Origin of the sequence: Pontimicrobium aquaticum, from assembly GCF_005047595.1 — a bacterium.
Taxonomy (GTDB): domain Bacteria; phylum Bacteroidota; class Bacteroidia; order Flavobacteriales; family Flavobacteriaceae; genus Pontimicrobium; species Pontimicrobium aquaticum.
The window spans coordinates 146,111-169,781 of the sequence record NZ_SUPL01000001.1 but is presented as its reverse complement, the minus strand read 5'-3'; the positions used below and the strand labels follow the sequence as shown (position 1 = coordinate 169,781).

19 protein-coding genes are annotated in these 23,671 nt (G+C 29.4%); 14 read left to right on the top strand and 5 right to left on the bottom strand.

Features of this window, described 5'->3' with window-relative positions:
- Positions 1-8 precede the first annotated feature (8 nt).
- The 5 genes from E5167_RS00795 (at position 9) to E5167_RS00775 (ending at position 5,792) form a co-directional block, all read left to right on the top strand.
- On the top strand, positions 9-1,376 hold the full coding sequence (locus E5167_RS00795) for an alpha/beta hydrolase (RefSeq protein WP_317130357.1): 1,368 nt from the start codon (positions 9-11) through the stop codon (positions 1,374-1,376).
- Positions 1,377-1,559: 183 nt separating this feature from the next.
- The gene (locus E5167_RS00790; protein WP_136840044.1) at positions 1,560-1,958 is read left to right on the top strand and encodes a hypothetical protein; all 399 of its coding nucleotides are present in this window, start codon (positions 1,560-1,562) and stop codon (positions 1,956-1,958) included.
- Positions 1,959-2,559: 601 nt separating this feature from the next.
- Positions 2,560-3,513 carry a DUF5050 domain-containing protein gene (locus E5167_RS00785; protein WP_136840043.1) on the top strand — a complete coding sequence of 318 codons (954 nt, stop codon included), beginning with the start codon at positions 2,560-2,562 and terminating at the stop codon, positions 3,511-3,513.
- 52 nt (positions 3,514-3,565) lie between these two features.
- Entirely contained in the window at positions 3,566-4,681 is a 1,116-nt protein-coding gene (locus E5167_RS00780; protein ID WP_136840041.1) for a hypothetical protein, read from the top strand.
- 73 nt (positions 4,682-4,754) lie between these two features.
- Positions 4,755-5,792 (top strand): hypothetical protein, encoded by a 1,038-nt coding sequence (locus tag E5167_RS00775; protein ID WP_136840039.1) that lies wholly within the window; start codon positions 4,755-4,757, stop codon positions 5,790-5,792.
- A gap of 166 nt (positions 5,793-5,958) precedes the next feature.
- Here the strand turns inward: E5167_RS00775 and E5167_RS00770 are convergent, their stop codons facing one another.
- The 5 genes from E5167_RS00770 to E5167_RS00750 all read right to left on the bottom strand — a co-directional run bounded on the left by E5167_RS00770 (position 5,959) and on the right by E5167_RS00750 (position 13,393).
- Positions 5,959-6,525, bottom strand: coding sequence for a VOC family protein (locus E5167_RS00770; protein WP_169301349.1), 567 nt, complete (start codon positions 6,523-6,525; stop codon positions 5,959-5,961).
- Positions 6,526-6,674: 149 nt separating this feature from the next.
- The gene (locus E5167_RS00765) at positions 6,675-7,283 is read right to left on the bottom strand and encodes a hypothetical protein (protein ID WP_136840036.1); all 609 of its coding nucleotides are present in this window, start codon (positions 7,281-7,283) and stop codon (positions 6,675-6,677) included.
- Positions 7,284-7,486: 203 nt separating this feature from the next.
- Complete coding sequence (locus E5167_RS00760) at positions 7,487-8,299, bottom strand: MBL fold metallo-hydrolase (protein ID WP_136840034.1); 813 nt, start codon at positions 8,297-8,299, stop codon at positions 7,487-7,489.
- 440 nt (positions 8,300-8,739) lie between these two features.
- Entirely contained in the window at positions 8,740-10,194 is a 1,455-nt protein-coding gene (locus E5167_RS00755; protein ID WP_136840032.1) for a SusD/RagB family nutrient-binding outer membrane lipoprotein, read from the bottom strand.
- 13 nt (positions 10,195-10,207) lie between these two features.
- Positions 10,208-13,393, bottom strand: a complete 3,186-nt coding sequence (locus E5167_RS00750) for a SusC/RagA family TonB-linked outer membrane protein (protein WP_136840030.1) — start codon at positions 13,391-13,393, stop codon at positions 10,208-10,210.
- 489 nt (positions 13,394-13,882) lie between these two features.
- On the opposite strand from E5167_RS00750, the gene E5167_RS00745 reads away from it, so the two are divergent.
- From E5167_RS00745 to E5167_RS00705, 9 genes are all read left to right on the top strand, one after another.
- Complete coding sequence (locus E5167_RS00745) at positions 13,883-14,650, top strand: LytR/AlgR family response regulator transcription factor (RefSeq protein ID WP_136840028.1); 768 nt, start codon at positions 13,883-13,885, stop codon at positions 14,648-14,650.
- A gap of 41 nt (positions 14,651-14,691) precedes the next feature.
- Positions 14,692-15,816, top strand: coding sequence for a sensor histidine kinase (locus E5167_RS00740; RefSeq protein WP_136840027.1), 1,125 nt, complete (start codon positions 14,692-14,694; stop codon positions 15,814-15,816).
- Positions 15,817-16,057: 241 nt separating this feature from the next.
- Entirely contained in the window at positions 16,058-17,173 is a 1,116-nt protein-coding gene (locus E5167_RS00735; protein WP_136840025.1) for an NHL repeat-containing protein, read from the top strand.
- 289 nt (positions 17,174-17,462) lie between these two features.
- A complete protein-coding gene (locus E5167_RS00730; protein ID WP_136840023.1) occupies positions 17,463-18,257 on the top strand; it encodes a TlpA family protein disulfide reductase in 795 nt (264 codons plus the stop codon).
- Positions 18,258-18,273: 16 nt separating this feature from the next.
- On the top strand, positions 18,274-19,518 hold the full coding sequence (locus tag E5167_RS00725; RefSeq protein WP_136840021.1) for a TlpA family protein disulfide reductase: 1,245 nt from the start codon (positions 18,274-18,276) through the stop codon (positions 19,516-19,518).
- A gap of 204 nt (positions 19,519-19,722) precedes the next feature.
- Complete coding sequence (locus tag E5167_RS00720) at positions 19,723-21,036, top strand: DUF885 domain-containing protein (protein WP_136840020.1); 1,314 nt, start codon at positions 19,723-19,725, stop codon at positions 21,034-21,036.
- A gap of 45 nt (positions 21,037-21,081) precedes the next feature.
- Positions 21,082-21,813, top strand: coding sequence for an outer membrane lipoprotein-sorting protein (locus E5167_RS00715; RefSeq protein WP_136840018.1), 732 nt, complete (start codon positions 21,082-21,084; stop codon positions 21,811-21,813).
- A 227-nt stretch (positions 21,814-22,040) separates the two neighbouring features.
- Positions 22,041-22,820 (top strand): hypothetical protein, encoded by a 780-nt coding sequence (locus E5167_RS00710; protein WP_136840016.1) that lies wholly within the window; start codon positions 22,041-22,043, stop codon positions 22,818-22,820.
- A gap of 48 nt (positions 22,821-22,868) precedes the next feature.
- Positions 22,869-23,639, top strand: a complete 771-nt coding sequence (locus E5167_RS00705; protein ID WP_136840014.1) for a TlpA family protein disulfide reductase — start codon at positions 22,869-22,871, stop codon at positions 23,637-23,639.
- Positions 23,640-23,671: the final 32 nt, after the last annotated feature.

Sequence of the window (23,671 nt, the reverse complement as noted above, 5' to 3'; positions counted from 1 at the left end):
AAGGACTTATTAACTTCAATTCTGAATCGGGAGAAATTTTTCAAGGTGAGTTAAAAAGCATTAAAGTAAAGGAAAACAGAGAAAAGAAAGATTCTAGACTCATTGAAATCCCTTTTTTTATAATAAAAACGAAGAACCCAAATCCTTTACCTCCTATTTTTTTACTTGATGGCGGACCAGGGGACAATCCTTCAATTCTTCAAGAGATAAAAAGCATTGTGCCGAGTTTATATGATTTTACATTAAAAAGTGATGTTGTTATAGTAGAACAAAGGGGTAATGGGTTGGCTACTCCAAATTTAACATGCCCTGGTTCCTTTAATCTTCCATTAGACGAACCATTGAGAATAGAAAAATTTTCTCAAGTATATAGAGATTATATTAATGGTTGTAAAGAGTTTTGGCAGGAAAAATCTAGAGACTTATCATCGTATAATGTTATTTCTATGGCGGATGATATTAATGATATAAGAAAGAGTTTAAATCATGATAAAATCATGCTGTTTGGGGGAAGTTTTGGAAGTCATCATGGGCTTACTTATGCAAAAAACTATCCTAAACATGTAGATAGGATTTTGGTGGATAGTCCTGAAGGTTTAACACATACAGTAAAACTACCTTTAAATGTAGATAGAATTCTAAAAGGATTGTCGAAAATGGTGTCTCGTGACACTATTTTAAATAATAAAATACCATCTTTTATTAAGATGGTTAAAAGGCAAATACAATCTTTAGAGACCTCACCCATTAAAGTTGATGTAAAACACCCAGAAACGAATGAATGGGTTCAAATTGTCGTAGGAGGTTACGATTTGCAGCTAATAACTGCTTCGCTTTTAGGTAGAAAAGAATACAGGGAGCTGCCTTATAGATATCTTCAGATGCAAGAAGGTGATTATAGTTGGCTAGCTCAAAGAGCAATTAATATACGTGTTAATCAAGATGAGAATTTAATGCCAGTATTAACCGATTGTGCTTCTGGGGCTAAAGCTGATAGATGGCTTAAACTTAAAAAACAAAGTAAGAAAGCTATTTTGGGAGATGCTCTTAATAGTATTAGATTTAAGGTCTGCGACTCATTACCAAACTTAAATCTATCAAATGAACTTTCAAGTGATTTTTATACCGAAATTCCAATTGTATTAATCTATGGTAGTCAAGACGCTAGAACACCACCATCAAATACTCAAGATATAATGAAGCATTTTAAAAATGCTCATACTATAAGAGTAAAAAATGGCTCTCATGATTTATTCAAGGAAGTATGGGATGAAATAAAACCAGTAATGATAAATTATCTTACAGCTCCTAATCCTAAATTATTTAGTTCACCAGCAATAATTGAAGCTCCTGTCAACTTTAAAGTACATAAGTAATTATGATTGTATTTTCAAATAGCTAATTCTATATATCACATTAATAATATAGATAGTAATAATATTTGATTGCTAACCTTTTTAAGACTTCAGTTATATTTTTTCTTTTATGCTAGGAAAAAATAGTTCGAATTCATGTAGTCGAACTATTTTAAGTAAAAAAAAGTTTTTTTTGTAGTCTAAATGCAAAGTAAACCTTTTCCTAATGATGAAGTTAATTGGCCATATGGATTTAAGTCTATTGTTAGAGATTCTATTTTTAACGGAACAATCCAGTTTAAAAATAATCCAAATAAAGCAGCTGGAATGTTATTTTCTCCAAACCTTAAAAAAGCAATAAAAGCGGTAAATCAAATCCCAATACGAATTATAATAGGTGCTAATGATACGATCTCTTTAAAAAGCATAAAAGGAGTTATTGGGAACACACGTATAGAAAGAGGAAAAAACTGGTCAAATGTCATGAATAAGCTCAATCCATATAATAATCAAAAAATTAAAATAATAATTGTTAATGATATAGGGCATGAACCATTTAAATTACTCAAAGCAGTACATAAAGGAATTGGGACAATTTGGTAATTAGGTGGTTATTATAATTAAAATTTAAACCTCATAAAGTTCCGTCCAGACCGCAAGATTAAAGTTTGTAAATTAGAAGATAAAAATCTCGAACCGAAAAGGTTGAAGGTTCTACTGTAAACTATATTTACTTATGTTCGAACCATTATATTAGTTTGTTCAAATCTATATTTTAAAATAATTGACTGCATTTTTGCCACTTTTCATGAAATGCTTATAAATAGGATTAAGGTGCTTTATGTTCCCCCAGTAGAGATTTACTAACACAATTTTAAATACTATTAATCTCTTTATTGAATCATTTTTTGTTTAAGCAAATAAAACTTTTACTACAGCAGCTTACTCAAAAAGTTCAAATTAAGCTGACGACATACAAGTTACTTTAGGATTATATTCTGAAAAAATGGTTTAATTTGAAAGTATGGGTGACCCACGGTTTTAGATTATAGAAAAAAGCTCTTACGTTTTTGTAGGGAGTTTTTAAAACCTAATAAATTGTCAATAAATAACAGTTTGTCACAAAATTAACCATCCATAACATTATTCATAAATAATAAATAAGCACCAATTAAATTTGAAAGGAAATTTAAACTCATTAAACATGAAAAAACTAATTAAAGCAACAGTTCTAGTAATTTTTTTAATTCAACTAGTAAGTTGTAATTCAAAAACAAAAACTAATTCAAAGGTTGAGGTAAAAGATGTGGTAACTCAAAACGATTCTTTAGTCTATGATACTGCTCCGCGATGGTCACCTGATGGAACCAAAATTTTATTTTACACATATAGACACGATGATAAAGGAGCAGAATTGTACAGTTTGGATATTAGTAGTGAGAAAATGACTCGATTAACGAATACCTTTCATAATGAATGGTGGAGTGATTATTCAAAAGATGGAAAGAATATATTCTTTAGCTCTGATAAAGACAAGAAAAAAAGATTTGGCGGCAGTGAAATTTACGTTATGAATGTTGATGGAACTAATGTTAGGCAAGTAACTAAATCTCGGGACACTACTTATAATATAATGCCAAGAGTATCCCCAAAAGGGAATCAGTTACTATATTCATCTGACGCTTTTCATTACACAAATTCAGAAATTTATCTAATCAATGAATCTTTAGAAGAAGTGAATTTAAGTAATAATCCAGCTAAAGACCAATTTGGAAGTTGGTCACCAGATGGGGAAAAAGTAATATTTCAATCGAATAGAGATGGTAATTTTGAAATATATGTTATGAATGTTGATGGAACTAACATTAAAAGATTGACTAATAATAATTATAATGATATAGACCCAAGTTGGTCAGTGAACAATGAAATTGCTTTTATTTCTAATAGAGATGGGGATAATGAAATTTTTATCATGAATTCAGATGGGTCAAACCAAAGACAATTGACTTTTAACGAAGTTTTAGATGTTCTGCCTAGTTGGTCACCAGATGGAAGTACTATTGCATTTGGAACTTATCGACATGGGAAAAAAGATAAGGGTGATATTTATACGATAAGAAGAAACGGTAAAGGTTTAAAACGAATGACTCCAAAATAGTAGATATAATAGATTGTTGAACTACAGAAAAACTAATTATAAAAATTATTTCATGAAAAAAATTATTTGCACATTTAGTTTACTCGTTGCTATTTTAGTAACAGTTGCTGCGGCCAATAAGACTGAAAATTCTTCATTAACTGAAAACTTTATTACAGGAAATCCCAATATAAAATCAATTTATCGCTTAAGTTTTGGTCCAGAAGGAATATTATTTATTGGAGATTCTGATAGTGCTACCATTTTTGCTCTTGACACAAAAGATAATATTGCAAAAAATAAACCTGAAAATATTGCTCTTGATTCTTTTGATGAGAAAATTGCCTCAGCTTTAGGAACAACTGTAAAGAATATAAATATTACAGACATGTCTGTAAACCCTATCTCTAAAAATGTTTATTTTTCTATTCAAACTAAAAATGGCACTCCTGTTTTATTAAGACTAACAAATGGAAAGCTAGAAAATGTTTCTCTTAATAATGTTAGCTATGCAAAAACAACATTAACCAACCCTATTTCTAAATCTCCTAAAACAAAAGGTTATTACGCTCATAGAAGATGGGCTATATCTGATATGAAATATTACAATGGCAAAGTTTTTGTGTCAGGATTATCAAATAAAGAATTTAGTTCTTCTTTTAGCAGTATTCCTTTTCCTTTCAATAATAAGCAAGATTTTTCAACCTTAGAAATATATCATGCAGCTCACGGAAGATATGAAACTAATGCGCCTATCGAAACATTTGATATTACAACGATTAAAGGTAAGGAGTTTATATTAGCTAGTTATACTTGTACACCTCTGGTTTTATTTCCTATTGATAAACTAGAAAATGGTAAGCATATAAAAGGTAGAACCGTTTCCGAACTCGGTTCAGGAAATGCACCTATAGATATTATCAGTTTTAAAAAAGGTAAAGAATTAAAGTTCTTTTTGTCAAATACTGATACTCCAGTAAAACGCATTAATCTTTCTGATATTATTGATTTTAAAGGCTCTATGACAAAACCAGTTGTTACTAGAGAATTAGGAAGAAAGGTTGGTGGAGTTAAAGCTGTAAACCTTCCTTATGTTAATGTTGAACAAATGGATAAATATGATGATAATAATGCACTACTTTTAATAAGAAGTGAAGGCCATTTATCTTTACAAAATAGAAGTTTATAATAATTACTTTTTTGTGAACGCAACATATTTTAAAAAGAGTAGGTGTTTCTTGATCTTTTTTTGTGTTCTATTAATGCTTTCCTGTCAAGAAAGGTTAGTCGAATCACAATTACGAATCGACTATAATCAAACAGGTTTTGCTATTGCTGTTTTATTTTCTGGTGATTTTGAGAGTCAATATCAAATAAAACTAAAAGGAAAGAAAAGTTCAGTTCTTGGCGAATTCATATTGAATAGAGATGAAATTATATTTACGCCAATAATTCCTTTCTCTGTAGGTGAGAACTATGAGGTTTTTAAAAATGGTAAACTTTATAAAGAATTTAGTATTTCAAAGCCAGAAAATCAAATTCAACCTAAAGTTATTGCCATTCATCCATATAATGATACAGTTCCTGAAAACTTATTAAAAATGTATTTTGTTTTTTCAAAACCAATGCAGCAATCTCAACCTATATTAAATTTTATTACAGTTACAAATTGTTTAACAAACAAAACTGAAGATATATTCCTATCGCTTGAAAATGAATTATGGAATACAGACCATACAGAGTTGACTTTATGGTTAGATCCTGGAAGAATTAAACAAGGCTTAATTCCGAATGAAAAGCTAGGTATTCCTATAAAAAAAGACAATATTTATGAAATTAAAATTTCTAAAAAACTAACTGATGCAGAGGGAGTTGAGCTAGATAAGGAGTATATAAAAAAAATAATTGTTAGCGAGAGGGATACAAAAAGTCCTTCTGTTAATAATTGGAAACTTACAATACCTCAGGAAAGAACTAAAGCTCCCCTTAAAATTGTTTTTAATGAATCATTAGATGCTTTTTTGGCACAAGAAACAATTCAGGTGTTTTTAGATGAGAATAAACTCATTAAAGGTGAGTTTAAACTATCAAAAAAAGCAACTAGTATCTTATTTGTTCCTAATGTGTTATGGAAAAAAGGACGTTATAAAATTGTTATAGAAAGTAGGTTAGAAGATTTATCAGGAAATAATTTAAATCGCCTTTTTGAAACTGATCTGCAGGCAAAACAATCCTACAGAACATCTAAGACAAAGGTTATTGAATTTGTTATTCAATCGAGTTTTTCTCTTAAAAACTAAAAACCCTTTTGATACTACTTTGTTAAACATTAATATACAATTGTCTAATAAATAAAAATTTTAGCGAAATGATAAATTTTATTTGACCTTTTTCATCATTTTTCCTTATTGTAGTTTGTTATTGGAAACAACTCTAAAAAATGTATATTTCTTTTATTGTTTAGTGCTATTTAGATTTTTCTTGATATATAATAATCTGTAATCCATCAGGATCTCTCAAATAAAGATATTGAGAGCCCCATGGTCTAAGTATAGGTCCTCTTGCATTCCATTTTTCTTTTAAACGCATAGCCCAAAATTCTATATTATCAGTTCTTAACTGTATATCTATCTTATCATTTTCTAGGTTTTTACTAAATTGTTCTTGATAATAACTATGGTTATCTGAAATTTCTGAAATTTCAAAAAATGCATTACTACCTATTGGACCAAATCTCATGATTATTCCTTTAGAGCCATTGCCATCATCATATTCTTCAATTATTTCCAAATTCAAAATCTGAGTATAGAATGTTTTTGAAGCTTCAAAATCTTTTGTTCTTATAAGAGTTTTTAAACTTAATAAACTATTAAATGAAGAATTATCTTCAAAATTCTCTATTGAATCTTTAAATTTTTGTGTTAATTTCTCAAGCTGCAATTTTTCATTATTTTGTGCATATATATTTACACCAACTATAACCAGCATTATGGTTAGCAAATTTTTTTTAGTCATTATGGTTTTATTTTTCATTTTATTTTTCATTTTATTTCAAGTAATTAAGGCATCTTCTTCGTTAATACTTTTGTCTTATGTATCTCATTATTGATACTTTATTTAATTTTTATCTTATCTCAGGATATACATTTTACAGATGTTTAGCTTTGTAAATATTTATAATATTATTTAACATCTACTAGCTCTATATCAAGCTTATTATTTGGCACATGTACTTTAAGCATTCTTCTAGGCTCTGTTTTAGTAATCCAGATAATATTATCAGGCATTACACCATCTGCCTTAATTTTTATTCGATCACATAATTGCATATCATCATAATATGGCACCTTAATTTTTTCTTCTCCTAAGCCTGTTATTAGCACCTTAGAAGTATTAAGTTGCATAGGAACAAAAATATTAAGATTTAAAGAATCTCCTTTTTGTATTTTAATGGTGTTTAAAAGCATAAATAATTCTCCTCTATAGATATTATACTTGTAAACAGAGTCAACTTTTACTGAATTGGTAATTGTGTCTTTTTTTATTATGTAATCTCCTGTTATTCTATTTTCATTATTGTTTAACGATATATTTACTGAGTTTATCTTGCCAAATTGAAAATTGATTCTTGTTTGACTCATTTTTAAATTTGTAGTGTCTATTTTAAATTCGGCTGTTTCATATACACTACCATCGTCAAATAGTGATGTATCTCTAGCTACAAAAAATCCATTCTCAAAATAAGTGCCAAAAACCATGGATCCAACTTTAGAGTTAGTAGAATCGTACATATGATAATAATTTGTAGTTTCTATTAAATTGTTAATTAAAACATTTTTTTCTAACCATTTTTTGTTTTGTTCTTTTTTTTGATTTTCACATCCCATAAAACATGAAATCAAAATTGTTAAGAGAAAGAAAAAAAAAGTGTTTTGTTTAATTTTTTGAAATTTGGAATTCATAGTTTCTAATCAAAAATTAATTTTTTAAGCGATTATTTAATTGTAATAGTTTTGAACTTATCAATCAATAGGAAGGTATTTTTGTATCCGATACTTTTAATAACGTCACGAGCCTTAATATGATCTTCTATAGGAATGTGCGCAACAAATATTTGCTTAGGTTTTATGTGTTTTTCAATAATATCTTTTTGTTGGTCTGCACCCAATTGCCAATAAGGAAGAATTGCTACATCAACATTTTCATTTTGCAAATTAAAGTTTTTAAGATTTTCAATATTTATTTTGGAATCACCAAGGTGAAGAATTTTTTTGCCTTCAATTGAAATTAAATAACCCACATTTTCTGCTTCTTTCCAAGGAGAATCGCCAAAGTGTTCAAATCTTAATACTTTAATTTCTACATTTTTTATTGTAATAGCTTGACTTTTAAAAAGGTTAGGAGTTGAGGGTTTTACTCTTGAAACTATTTGGTTAAAGTCTTTGAAATCATCTTTAAAGTAATTAACTGTTTCTTCTGGAGCAAGAAATATAGCCTCCTTATTGTTTAATAAATGATTTCCAACTAAATGAGGATTAAAATGATCACCATGTAAATGTGTAGCAAGTACTATATCTATAGAGCCATAGCTAGCCTTTGCTTTTTCAATTATATCTAATTCTGAATTAGGCAAAACATCTAAAAAATCAAACTCTTTTTTAAATAGAGCATCAATTAATATTTGAGTGCTTTTTGATTTTATTAAAACTCCTTCATTTGCCAAATATTTAATTTTAATGTTTTGAGAAAAAATGTTAATAATTGAAAAGAATAAAATTGATAAGATAAGATAGCCTTTATTCTTCATGAAATTTAGTTTATTTTGTTTCTTGACTTAGTATTTTATACAAAAAAGTAACAGGTAGCTAACAAATTTTTAAGCGACTAATTCAAATATTAATTACTTAATAAAATTTATTTAACTAAAATGCTCAATCCTTAACGGTTAAAAGTTAAAATAACGCATATTAAATCAATACATTACAAACAATGAAGTAGAGTATATTATATGCGATCTCAAATTATGTGTTTTTGATTTAAAACATTCATTAATCAGAAAGTTTTATTACAAAAAATTGATTCTTTATATCATTTTTACAAAAAATAATCTAACAAAAATCACTAAATTATTTGATTGAAATATTACTCAAGCAATCAAATTTAATATCTAATTTATAGCTTTTTTGCCAAAAAAGGCTCAACTATTAGTTGAGCCCCTTTTTATATATAAAGAAAGTTTTTAATAAACTAGTTTACATCCCACCATAGTTTAGTATGTAAATCATCTGGTCCTTGTGCAGCTATCATGGCATTATAATTCTCTTGATTGTTAGTCTCTATAGCAGCATCATAAGCATCTCTAACAGGTATTCTTACATCACTTGCATAAGGAGAAGGTGTTAGCACTGGCAAATCCAATCGTCTCCATTCCGCCCAAGCTTCAGGTCCTTGTAAGAATAATGATACCCACTTTTCATAAGCAATTTCTTCAATACCATTATAAGGATGTGCAGCAATATAATCAGCTGTATCAGATGAATCTACGCCCCAATAATCCATAGAAGCCTGAATACCCGCTTCATAATGCTCAGAAGCTGTTCCACTTCCAACATTCCAACCTTTCAATGCGCCTTCAGCTAAATTTAATCTTGTTTGTGCTGCTGTAAAAATTGGTGATGGAGTCAGTTTTTCGTAAATAATATCCTCAGTAATAAAAGAGTAATCAGGTACATTACCATTAACTTTACCAATTGGTGCGCCAACATAACCTGCATCTATACCTCCTGGAAAGTTAGGTGAAGCAAATACACTATCTCTTGCAGGTTCAGCATATTTAAATAATCTTGGATCTAAGTTAGATCTTAATGCTTCTATCATAGTTACGGACATCACATAGTCTTCACGAGTTCGAAAATTGTCTTCCCATGGACTATCAGCATTCTCATCAGTGCCATAATGCCACTCAATGTTATCACTATTATCCATAATTAATGTGCCTGATGCTACTGCTTGTTCAAACTTGGTTTGAGCTAAAGTAGGATTCACATCAGAAACTCTCATAGCTAATTGCATTTTTAACGAATTTCCAAAAGTTTCCCATCTGTCCATGTCACCTCCAAACAGTACATCTCCTTGAGGACCATCTTTACTTGTGTTTAACATAGCTAGTGCAGCATCTACTTCAGCAAACATAAAGTTATAAATACTTTCTTGAGAATCGAATGCTGGTTGTGGATTGGCTACACCTTGGAATGCTTCAGTCCAAGGTAAGTAACCCCATCTATCAGTCATATACTGTAAGTAGTAAGTTCTTAACAGTTTAGCAACAGCTAATTGATTTTCTATAGGTCCAAATGGCACTGCACTGATTGCTGTTTCAGGATCTTCAAGAAGATTAACAATTAAATGCAAGTCATGCATTGCTCCTATGTACCAGCCATTATAGTTAAACGTTAGTACAGAATAGTTAGACCACCCAGGGTATTGCCCTTCTGCAATATGCTGTGTATATAATATTGCCTTTTCATCAACTGTTATAAAAGGCATAAAAGATTGAGCAGCGGTTAGTAATTGTGATGTTACTGGCTTTGTTGGTCCACTAGGGTCATCATTAGTATTACCATAGTCTATAGTTTCACATGAACTAAAGAACACTGTAACGCATATTAATAATGCTAAGTTTTTAATTATATTATTCTTCATTTTTCTTAGTTTTTTAGAATGTTAGTTTTAAGTTAACTCCCATAGATCTTGTTGGAGGCAATTGTCCTGCTTCAGCCCAGTTAATGCCACCTCTTCTTTCAAGTTCCGAAGGATCTACCCAATTAAGTTCAGAATCAATTAGCCATACATTGTTAGCAAAAAGTCCTATAGAAGCTCCAGTTAAGTTAAACTTGCTTACAAAATCCTTTTCGAAATTGTAGTTTAGCTTTACGCTTCTTAATTTAATATAAGAGGCATCGTGTAAATTGTTTTCGTAAACCTGACCTAAATTTCCAAGGTTATATAGAAACTGTGGATCTGCATAGGTATCTACAACTGTGCCATCCGTAATAGGATCTCCATTTGCATCGGTACCAGTCTGTAACAGCCCTACAATGTGTACACCTCCACCATTGGCCACAGGATCCCTTTTTGGGTTGCCTTTGTCATTGAGTCCCGCTGTTTGTTTTGACAATCCTGAATGATCCATATATCTCTCAGTTCTAGAGTAATATTTACCGCCTTTTTGGAAATCGAATCCTAAACTTAAGTCCCAGTTTTTATAACTCATGTTAGAAGTTAAACCACCTGTGAAATCAGGCAATACATTTCCTAAGATTTTATTTGTTTTTAAACTATAGTAATAGCGTCCACTTCCAGGTGAAGATTCCTCAAAAAGAATTTCTCCATTAGGCCCTGTAGCATATCCTGTACCGACTAATGTACCCCACTCTTCGCCAACTCTTTCTTGTAATCTCATATTAGATGTATAAGTGCTTAGGTCATTATTGTTGATTCCTGGGTATATTGCATCCACAAACTTGTTTAAGGTTGCAAAGTTTACACCGAGTTCCCAAGTAAAGTTGTCATTTTTAATAACATCACCTAGTAACGAAACTTCAAATCCATTTGCACTTTGTTTACCTGAATTCAAAACAATTTGATTATAACCTGTTCCACCATCTAAGGGAGCAGTAACTGGTAAATCCTTATCGGTTCTATTGAAGTAAGATAAATCTAAGCCAACCTTTCCATTAAATAAGCGTAACTCGGCACCAACTTCAAATTCGGCTCTAGTACCGCCAATAAGATTAGGATTTGCTTCTGTATTATTACTAGAAAGCGTATTCAACCCTTGATATAAGTTAGTTCCAACAGTAAATGCACTTTGTGTTTGGTAAGGATTTGGAAAGAATGGTGCTTCAGCATACCCTGCTCTAAATTTAGCAAAGGTTACGACATTGTTTTTTGGTAATACTTCATGTGCTAAGAAACTTAAAGACGCACCAATTGTTTCAATACGGTTATCATCAGGGTTTGCTGTAGAGGACCAGTCTAATCTATATGAGCCATCTAAATACAAGAATTTTTTATACCCTAGGGATCCCTTGATAAAGATACCGTCTCTTTTTTCCAGTACTTTATCCCTTCTATTAGCTGCAGCGGCAGAAAGAGGCCCTGTTGAGTTTGTCAAGTTATAAAAGTCAGGAATGGCTAAATCACCTGTTGTATTAATATCCAATCTTCTAAAGTCTTTCTCAATTTTTTCTACACCTGCACTTATAGTATAATCTAAATCTCCATCTAAAGCCGTATTGCTATAGTTGGCCATGGCAAAATAATCGGTCCTTTCGTTTCTTATTTGAAACTCTGTATAAAAAGCATCTGCTAACAAACTCTTGGTTGTGAATCTATCATCCTCATAATAAGAGTGGAACGACTTTCTAATCTCAGCAGTGATGTTAAAATTATCGTTAAATGTATAAGTTCCTCCAACTTTGCCGAAATACGAATTTTTTCTCCAGTTCCTGTCGTTTTCATAAGACTCAAAATAAGGCATATCCCAATATAAAGGGCGTGCATCTCTTGGGCCACGAATATTCCAAGACACTACTTGTCCTGCACGTTCATAACGGCGTAAACGTTTAAAGTCCAATTGTCTTTGCCACCATTGATTGAAGTTAGACCCTAAGTTGGCATATCCTTGATCAGGGTTATTTAATCTATCGGTATCTTCAATATTTACATTAGCAAAGAACTCGAACTTCTCTGAAACGTTATATGAGGTATTAAGCGCAAATCTTGTAGTTTTATTACTAGTATTTGGAACAATACCATTTTGATCTACATATGTTAATGAAGTTCTGATATTGTATTTTTCACCAGCTTTAGAAAAAGCTAATGATGTATTGGAAGTATAAGCATCTTCGTAAAATGAATCAATTCCATTCTTTGTTGGTGACCAAGGTCTTAATTCACCAAACTCAGGGGTTCCTTGTACCCAACTGTCCCAATGGCGTACTAATGTGCCATCCAATTTAGGACCCCAGCTTTCATCTGCCCAAAAATCAGGATATTGTTGTCCATCAAATGCAGCCCATTCAACAGGGTCTATAGCAGGATCGTAAGCAAACGTATTGAACGTTTGGCTATAACCACCACCATACTCATTTTGGTAGTCAGGCAAATTGGTTACTTGATTAATAGAAGTAGTGTGGTCAATTTCAAACTTTGCTATACCGTTTTCACCTCTTTTAGTTGTAATAACAATAACACCATTAGCTCCTTCAGGACCATAGATAGCCGTTGCAGAACCTCCTTTAAGCACTGAAATATCTGCTACATCGTCTGGGTTGATATCGTTTACAGCATATACTCTAACACCATCGACCACATATAAGACATTGTTTTCCCCTCTTAGCCTAATTTGCGAAGCTCCAAATGTTGTACTTGAGTTACCAACAATTTGTACTCCGGCAATCTTACCAGCTAAAGCATCAGCAATATCTGTTTCTTTTGCTTTTACAAGTTCTTCGCCTCCAACAGATTGTTGTGCATAACCAAGAGATTTTTTTTCTCTTTTAATACCTAATGCTGTTACAACTACTTCATCTAACATTGCAGCATCCTCCTGCATGGTAACATTAATAGTGTTAGAAGATCCAATTGTTTGTTCAACAGTTTTAAGGCCTACATAAGTAAAAGTAAGAACGTCACCAGTGTTTGCAGTAATAGTATAATTACCATCAAAATCTGTTTGTGTTCCATTAGTTGTACCTTTTACAATAATGTTAACTCCAGGAAGGGGCATTCCAGATTCATCTGAAACCGTTCCCGAAATTGTTTTTTCTTGTGCTAATGCTGGTGCTATATTAAAAGCTAATAGCACTAACATCACAAAATAATTTTTTACTCTCATAAGTTGTAAATTTTGTTTAAAATTCTAGTTAGTGCAATTATTAAAAAGGAAGACAGCTAAAGAAATTTATTAAAGTGACTAATTCAAATAAATTATTTACTAAATAATGAAATCAAAGTTTAGTAGAACTTTTAATGTATTATAGCAAGGAACTTTAAACTGCCTTACCTTTACAATTGCGGGATAAATAAAGATATAATTAATCCTTATTTGAGGTGTTAAGATGCTTGCGTGTTAAAGGATGATTTAAATAACCTTAAAAGTGAAGTGAATATATGTTTAATGAATAATGCTTTAAACATGCTTTTAAATGCTTTGAAATAATCAATAAACATGTTTTATTTTAAAAGAATAATGCACCAAAATGCTTTAAAAATGATTTTAAATATTATATATATGCATTGAAAAGTATTTATAATGATATTAAATTATTTTTTTTGATTAATTTATTTTTATTAATATTTTATATTCACCAAAAACAAAGTGATTATGCCAATAACTGTAATGATTATTGATGATGAAGAATTAGCTATAAAAAGAATTGAAAATTTGCTTATGGACATGTCTAATATTAATATTATTGGAACATGTAAAACAGGGACAGAGGCCATAAAAAAAATCAAAACACTTAAACCTGAATTAATTTTTTTAGACATTCAACTTAAAGATATTACTGGGTTTGATATACTAGAACAACTTCCAAAAGAAAATATTCCGCTAACAATATTCACAACAGCATTTAATGAGTTTGCATTAAAAGCTTTTGATTTTTTTGCTTTCGATTATTTACTTAAACCTTTTAAGGATGAAAGGTTTTATAAATCTGTAAATCGCGCAATTAAGACCCTTTCTCAGAATGAAGAGGAAAGTTTTAGTGCTGAAATTAATAAATTATTAAAATATATTAAAAATCCAAATCAACAAGAATATAGAACTTCTATCCCAATAAAGTTAGGGAATAAAATATCTTTTATTAAATCACATAATGTAAAATATATAATCGCGTCTGGATACTATTCTGAAATACACGCTTTAGAGAAAAAACATGTTTTAAGGGAGTCTTTGTCAAAATTAATTTTAGAATTAGGAAATAACAGTTTTATTAGAATACATAGGTCTACAATTATTAATATCCAGTTTGTGCAAGAATTAATTTCTTCAAACTATGGAGAATTAGATGTTAAAATGAGTGATAATAAAATTCTTAGAGTAAGTAAAAGTTATAAAAAACAATTTCTTAAAAAAATGGGTGTGTAAGTCTTGAAGCAAATTTTGGATAATTGTACATATGATAGAATATGAAAGTATTAAAAAGCATTAAACCTTATATTGATAAGAAACTAATAAATCTTACTATAGTGTTCTATAGTGCTTTTAGTTTCTTCTCATTATTAAAAATGATCTATTTTAAAAGCACAGGCGCAAGGTTTAATAATGAAACATGGTCGTTTATGTTTTTTGAAACCTATTTTGTTGACTACGTTATTGTTATTCTCTTCATGTCCACTGCATTAATTATCACAAAGCAACTAATAGTTAAAAAATATAAATTAATATATGTAGTGATAATACATCTATTTCTTTCTACACTATTAGGTATTATTATCTTTTTTGCATTATTCCTTGTTCAAAGCTTAACAGGTTCTATTAGTACCAATATCTCCGTTTCTCTAGTATTTCATTATTATATGAATGTAATAGATTTAAACTTTTTAATCTACTTTTCATTAGTTGGAATTACCCATATATATATTAATCAAAAAGAAATAAAAAGAATCAAACTAGATGAGGTTAAATTACGTGAAAACCTTACTCAAAATAAGCTTCAGGCTCTTAAATCTCATATTCAACCTCACTTTTTATTTAACACTTTAAATAATATTGTTAGCCTTATTGATATTGATAAAAATAAATCTAAATCTATGTTAGTGGATTTAAGTGATTTATTACGTGAATTGATTGATAATAGGAATGACAATTTATGGGAACTAAGTGAAGAGCTAACCATTGTGGATAAGTATTTAGATATTATTAAAGTTAGGTTTTTAGATGATATAAAAATTATTAAGGATATAGATGAAAATACAACAAGTGCTTTAATACCTAGTATGCTAATTCAAACTCTTATAGAAAATGCTATTAAGCATGGATATTCTTCTAAAAACACACAATTAACCATTCAAATTATTGTTAAAAAAAATAAAGACAAATTAATGGTGTTAGTAAAAAATAATGGAAAAGCAATTGAAGAGCCTATTGAGAAAACTATTAATAATGGTTCTGGACTAACAAATTTAATTGAGAGGATGAAAATTATATATCAAGCTAATTTTTTATTTAAAATAAGCAATGTAAACCAAGAAGTAGTTGTCAAAACAGTAATCCCTTTTACAATTGCTGAATATAAAATTCATTGTGATTAATTAATCCAAATCTGCTATGAGTTTGGTTTTTTTAAATCATATTTAGTTAGTTACAATTCATTTTTTCGTATCATTCATATCAAATCTATGTCTTGCAGTATAAGGGGTCTATATTTTTACATCGATTTTTATTAATATTATTTGGACTAGTTAAGTAGCTATAAGGTTGTTGGGTTATTTATTTAAAAAAAACCTAAGTAACCCTACTAGTTCTTTTATAATTAATAAAAGTGTTGAACTTATGAAAAAAAACATTTTAATTTATGCCTTGTTTATAATTGGATGTGCCAATGCTCAAATTGTAGAAACACTTGTTAACAGTGGTTCCTTTACCATGAATCATGGGTGTGCAATTTCATCTAATGGAATAATTTATAGTACAGATGTTTTTGGCAATGGTAGTTATAATGGACAATATATATACAAAACCCTATCGAATGGGTCAACTTCAATATTTGTAAGTGGTCTCTTCGGGGCAACTGGATTAGTTTTTGATCAATCAGGAAATTTATATGTTTCAGAATTAAATACAGGAAAAATATGGAAAGTTTTACCAAATGGATTAAAATCTATTTATGCAAATGGAACTGGAGTGCCAGCTGGAATGGCTTTTGATAGCGCAGGAAACCTATTTGTTGCAAATTTTCAGTATAATCAAATCATGAAGGTTTTACCGAATGGTAATGTTTCTACTTTTGCTTATACTGCAGCCGAACCTACTGGTATTATTATAGATAATAATGATAATCTTTTTGTTTCTCATGAAGCCCCTCATACTATTTCAAAAATCACCCCTGAAGGAGTCGTTACTACCTTTGCTAATATTCCAAACACAAAACTTCAATACTTAACTTTTTTAGGTGAAGATATATTAGTAGCTAGTTTTTCAGATCATAGAATATACAAAGTAGCACCAAATGGTACTTGGTCAATCTATTCTGGTACTGGAGCTTTAGGAGGAGATAATGGTAACATTAACCAAGCAACGTTTAATGCACCTACTGGAATAGGAACTTTTATTAATGGTACAGACTTATACATTTATATTGTAGAAAAAAATCGTATTAGAAAAATAACAACTTCAAGCCTTTCAGTTGATACTGTTAAAAAAAACACTTTAAAAATAAATGTGATTAATAACAAAGATTTGGATGAATTAACCATAAAGTTTAATAAAAATGTGAATGGAAAGTTTACAGTTTACGATATTAATACTAAAATGATAAAAGAAATACAATTTAACAATACAAATTCAAATAGTATAAAAGTAGATGCTATTGAAGATGGAATGTATTTTTACCAATATAAATCTACTGACAATTCAATTGTTAGTGGCGGAAAATTTCTAAAAACGTAATTAAATAAACATAATGGAATAGCTAAATAGCTTATTTTCTTTTTTGGTCAATTATATAGATAGGTTGGTGATTATTTTAAGTAGATCAAGAAGAATTGAGAATAGCCACTGAAGTTTGATGATTACTCAGTGGTTATTTTCTCATTATAAAATTTATTTATATACCTCATCTAGAAAAGAGCATAGAAGAATATGAAACAAACAGACATCTTTACAAATCGATAGATGATTATATCCCTTCATTATTAAATTCGATAAGCAAAATAAGTAATCAATAAAGAAAACAGTTATGAAAAAAACACTTAGAATTTTAGCAGTATTATTTCCTCTACTAACCTACAGTCAATCTTTTGTTTACAAGACAAGTGAAGATAGTATAAAAGATGTTATTGACAAAAGATACACCCATTTTTTTTCTGAGTTTGGAAGATTAAGTAAAGAAAAAAAACATGACTCATTAACTCTATTAAGAAAAAATTTAGCCAAAGATATTTTAGATCTTAGCTTAAAAAACCCTAATAGCAAACTTACTATTGAAGAACTTTATAAGTTTAGACTATACATAGATAAAAAGGCTATTACCAAGGTGTTAAATAATGTTTCTGCTAAATTAAAAAACAACCCTTATGTACAAGTTTTGAATGCCTATACTCACTCAAAAACACTTAATGTTGGTGATTTATACACTGATATATCCGCTAAATCTCTTAAAGGAAGAGAGATTAAAATTTCGAACATATTAAATCAGAATAAGCCACTACTAATTATTTTAGGTGGTCTTTATTGCATGAGGGAACATGGTCGAAAAATATTAAAGAATTTTCATAATGAATATGGTGATAAAATCAACATACTCAATTACTTTTTTACTGATTCAAAAGAAGAATGGATTAAAGAATCTAAATATAATTTAGACATCCCTTTGTTGTCCGACCTTAAAGGAGACTTTAGCCCAATTAAAGTAATATACGATGTACAAAATACACCAACAGTTTATTTGTTTAATAAAAAAGGCGAAATAGTTTTAAAACAAACAGGATATGGAGAAGATGTCAATAAGATAGCAAAATCACTAATTAATTAAAAAAATAGTAATAATCATGAAATTCAAATTTATATTTTTTGCTTTAGTCAGTCAATTTTTATTTGCTCAAAACAGCATGACTTTCGACATAGCTGAAAATTATGTGAGTGAGTTTGGGGAAAGTAGTGATATGGTAACTTTTTCGCCGCTTTTTAAGTTAGAATCAAATACTATTTATAATAAGAACCAATCTGGAACAATTAAAGCCAAACCAAGTTTTTCTAATCCATCTAAAATTGCTTATGGTTTTATTCTGTTTTTAGGAAATAGTCATTCTGTTTTCAATAGAGAGACAACTGTATTGGTTGAGAATTATGATAGCACTACTCCTATTTTACATATCGACAGAAACGGTAATTTAGATTTCACAGACGATGGGAAGCCTATTTATTTTAAAGACAAATTCTTATTAAAACTATCTAATAGCGATTTAAAAGATAGTAAATTTTTATATGTAGTGTCTAAAAGTAGAATTAGTAAAGAAAATGAAGTTTCTATTACTAATCGATATAGTGCTAATTTTCCTAAGAGCAAAATTGTATCTACAAAATTTTGGTTAGTTTTTGAGAAGCTTTCTGTAAGAGTTTCAAAAGGTAAAATTAATGGAAAGCCCATAACCATTCTTATTCGTGATGGTGATGTTAATGGAATATATACTTTTAATCCTGATAATAATAGAGATAGAATAGTCTTATTAGATAAATCTATAGACGAAACACAAAGCTTATTGTCTTTTCTTATGGATGCAGAACCTATAGACCACAATGCTGTATTTGAACTATATGGCAAAAACTATTATGTGAAACATTTGTCTAAAAATGGAAATAAACTAACAATATCTGAAACTGACAAAAATACCAGAGTGATGTTTAATAAAGAAACTGATGTCTCTAATTTTTCTATTGATTTACTGTCTGGAGAAACAAAAGCTATATCAAACCTAATAAAAGACAAGCCGTTACTTATAGATGTAGGTGGTACATGGTGTGGTGGTTGTATTACCCAAGAACCTACAGTAAAGAAAATATATAAAGAACAGCTAGTAGATATCATTGGTGTTTTTGCGCACGATACCGAAGAAAGAGTCGCCAACTATGTTAAAAAGCATAGTATAGAATGGCCTGTAGCACTAATGTCTAAAGCATTTGTAGAGAAATTTAAAACATATTCCTATCCAACATTTATTCTTATTTCAAAAGATGGAAAAATTGAAGTTATTGAACGAAATGCTAAAAAATTATATCAATATTTAAAAGAATAAGGAGAGTAAACATTATTTATGGAATTTATAAAACACCTAAATAATATTACTACCATTAATGTAATCAAAAACATGAAAATCTTAAACTCTACAGAAGTCAAAGAAATTTACCTATACTCTCCGCTTATTATTATAGTCTTGAGTTCATCAATTTGCTGTTTTATATAGTAAAGGAAAGAAATTAACTAAATAATTATATCAATTATGATAAGAAGTGTTTCATTATTAACAGTGTTTTTTCTTTTAATATTTTCCTGCAAAAATGAAAGAAAAACCATTGAATGGGATGAATTTAGTCAACAGTTTCAGCAAGACTTTAAGAAACTAAGTATAGCTCCTCTTGCAATGAGCTATATTGAAAATATTAAGTCCATAAAGAGCAATGATTCTATTCAATATCAAGAAAGTTTTTTTAAATATACAGAGGCATCACTAAAAAAAATTAAGCCTGAATTATTAACAAAAAGTCAATGGTTGGATTATGAATTAATAAAGTATGAAACAAGACTTAATTTAGAGAGGATAAATCTAGAAAAAGAGTGGAAGGACTTAAAAATTGACAGTGTGTCAACAAAAGGGATTTATAACATCCCTAATGGCAAAGAATGGTATGCCTATTTTTTAAAAAAATGGGTTGATGAAGAGGTCAATCCAGATGCTATATATCAATTTGGTTTAAAAGAAATCGAGCGAGTAAAATCTAAAATAAAAGATATACAAATAAGCTCTGGAATGGATAGTATTTCATTTCAAAAGCATATTAATCAGCCTTCATTTTTTTACAATGATGAGATTGACATTCAAGAAGCTTTTGAAATGAAACAATATAAAATTGATGTAGCATTAAACAAGCACTTTCCTTTTCTTGAAAAAATACCCAAAGTAACAATCGCAAGGATACCTGATGAAAATTTAGTAAATGCCCCAGCTTTTTATACTCCAAAAGAAAGAACCTTTTATTATAATTACAGAGGTTCTCCATATAATAAAAGACAAATAAGCTGGGTGTATATTCACGAAGCCATTCCAGGGCATCATTACCAGTTAATGCTCGATAAAGTATTACCTAGGTCATCAATTCAAAGAATGTTTGAATATTATGGCTTTTTAGAGGGTTATGCTGCATACATTGAGGAAATTGGTTTTGAAATTAATGCTTATGAAGATATATATGAAGAACTAGGCAAATGGGAATGGGATATTATTCGCTCGGTTAGAATAGTACTAGATGTAGGTATTAATTATTATGGGTGGGATGATTATAAAGCTATGAATTTTTGGAGACAACACATCCAAAATAAAGATGATATAGCACTAAGAGAAATTGCACGTATAAAAAGGTGGCCAGCACAAGTTATAACCTATAAATATGGAGCAGATAAACTAATAAGATGGAAAAAGAAATACTTAGCGGAAAATGATACTTTTGGGTTAAAAGATTTCCATAAGCTCTTACTGGAAAATGGATCGTTACCTTTATCTATTATTAATAAAACATTAAATAATAAACCTAAATAAAAGTTTCTTTTTCCTTAATAATCTATTAACACAAATAAACAAATAATGAAACATCTATTTTCAATTATCCTAATTTCAATCATTTTTATAACTCCAGTTAGGTCAAAACAAGAAGTGAAAAACGGAAATGACTTGGTACATAAAATGCATGAGAAGTACTATAAAAAATGGTACAGCAATCTTACTTTTAAACAGCAAACTATTTTCTATAAAGAAGGAAGAGTTTCAAAAGAAGAATTATGGCATGAGGCTATGCAAATCCCTAAAGGATTAATAATTAAGATTGAAGATATACATGGTGGTAACGGATTACTTTTTAAGAATGATTCTATGACTGTTTTTAAAGATGGAAAAGCAGCAAACAAGATGAGAAGAGTTCATGAACTTTTAGTACTTGGTTTTAGTGTTTATCTCGATAATCCAGAAACAACAATCTCTAAACTAGAAGAGGTCGGTTTTAACCTTAATATTGTTAAAACCGACACCATAGACAATAAGTCTTATTATGTCGTTGGGGAGCCTTCGAAAAAACAATTTTGGATAGATACTGAACACCTACTTTTTACTAAAGTGGAAACACATTACCCAAATGGCACTATTTCTACCACTGAATTTATGGATTATGAAAAATTAAACGAAGCTTGGATAGCACCTACCGTAATATTTTATAAAGATGGTGAAATAATTATGAAGGAAACATATTACGACATAGAAGTGCCAAAAAAGCTTCCAAAAAACCTACTAGATAGCTCAAGATTTTCTGAAATGGAATGGTAAAAATGCCTTAAGATTTGTTATTGCAAAAACGCTGAAACACAATTTAATAACATAACCATTACTAAGCAACTATACGTAACATTATGTTCATTATCTTTTTTTTGATTTTTACATCAAAAAAGAACCCATTCAATTCATTTATTGAGCCATTGGACTCTATTAACAATACTTAACAATTTTTTGGCTTACAGGGCTCTAAATTTAACCCCATATTTAAAACAATTATTATGAAATTAAAATCACTCTTATTGTTGGTTTTAATAAACTTCAATTATTTTTTTTCAATAAATTTAATTGGACAAAATAAAGAATCATTTGTAAATGCTGTTGATATATTTAACCCAAGTAGGGTTAAAAATGTTAAATACAAGCTCGTATTATATAATCAAAAAGAAAACGCGCTTTCTGACATAGCAATTTTAGACAGAAAAATAAGTAGAGACACTTATAACCAAACACCAATCATAAAAATTACTGAGGAGTACAATAACAATAAAACGAATACTAAAACTTTATGCTATATAGATTTAAAAACCTTGTTACCTCTATATCTTGAAGTTCAGTCAAGCGATACATTAATCAAAAAATATAATTTTAAGAAAGATAAAATTCTACTTGTAGAAATAAAGAATTCTAAAGAAATCAAAAAAGAATTTAATAATCAGACGGGAGTATTTTTATCCAATAGTTTTTCTGAAATTCTTCAATCGATAGATTTTTCAAAAAACAAAAGAGTACAATTTAAAACCTTCTCTCCTGAGAAAAAACCAGCAGTTTTTAAAATTAAGGTAATTGACGAAAAAGACTTTATTCTACCAAATAAGCAATCTATTGAGACTTGGGTCTTACAATTTACTGTTGAAAGATCAAATGGAGAAGTTAAATCTGGTGGTTACAGGTATATTGATAAAAAATCTGGTAAAGTTTTAGCCTTTAAAACTGATATTAATTCTGATAGTTTTTTTACCTATCAAATGAATTTATTAGAAGAACCATTTGATGAATAGCTTTCTAATTTATTATAAGAATTAAAATATCAATTAAAAACAATCATTATGAAAACGAAAAAAATAAATATATCAAAGTATCTACTATTATTTATGATACCATTAATATCCTTTGTTGGGCATTCTCAAACCAAAGAAGAGGAAGCCTTTTTAAAGGACTTAAAAAAGCTTACCAAAGAAGATGTAATGGGAAAAAAGCTGGAACTTAATCCATCCATAGTGAGCTTCGACCTAGAAGGAAGAAAAATGTCTTTTGAAAGCATAACACCTCAATTGCGAGATAAAAAATATAGTGCAGATCTTTATGCAGATAGTAATGGGAAACTAAAAGCTTTAGCGCTTAGACTAGCTGGAAAAGGTGTCTTTAATTTTGCAGCTTCTAATTCTAGGAAAAAATCACCCTTAGTTAACAAACCATCACCATCATTTTCTGTAACAGATATTAATGGAAACTCATATTCACTAGAAGAACTTAAGGGTAAAGTAGTGGTGCTAAATTTTTGGTTTATAAAATGCCCACCTTGTATTATGGAAATGCCAGATTTAAATAAATTGGTTAAAAAATACAAAAGTGATGATGTGGTCTTTATTGCTATTTCACCTAATGATTCTAAAGAACAAATACAAAAGTTTCTTAAAACAAAAGCATTTAACTATAACATTGTTCCACAAAATTACTCGATTATTAAAAAATTTGGGATTAGTAGTTATCCAACCAATGTTGTAATTGATAAAAACGGAAAAATCACGTTTATGAAAATAGGCTATAACAAACAAGTACCAGAACTAATTAGCGCCGAAATTGATAAACAACTATGAGTAAATAAAAGACCCTAGGTTCCCTTAATATC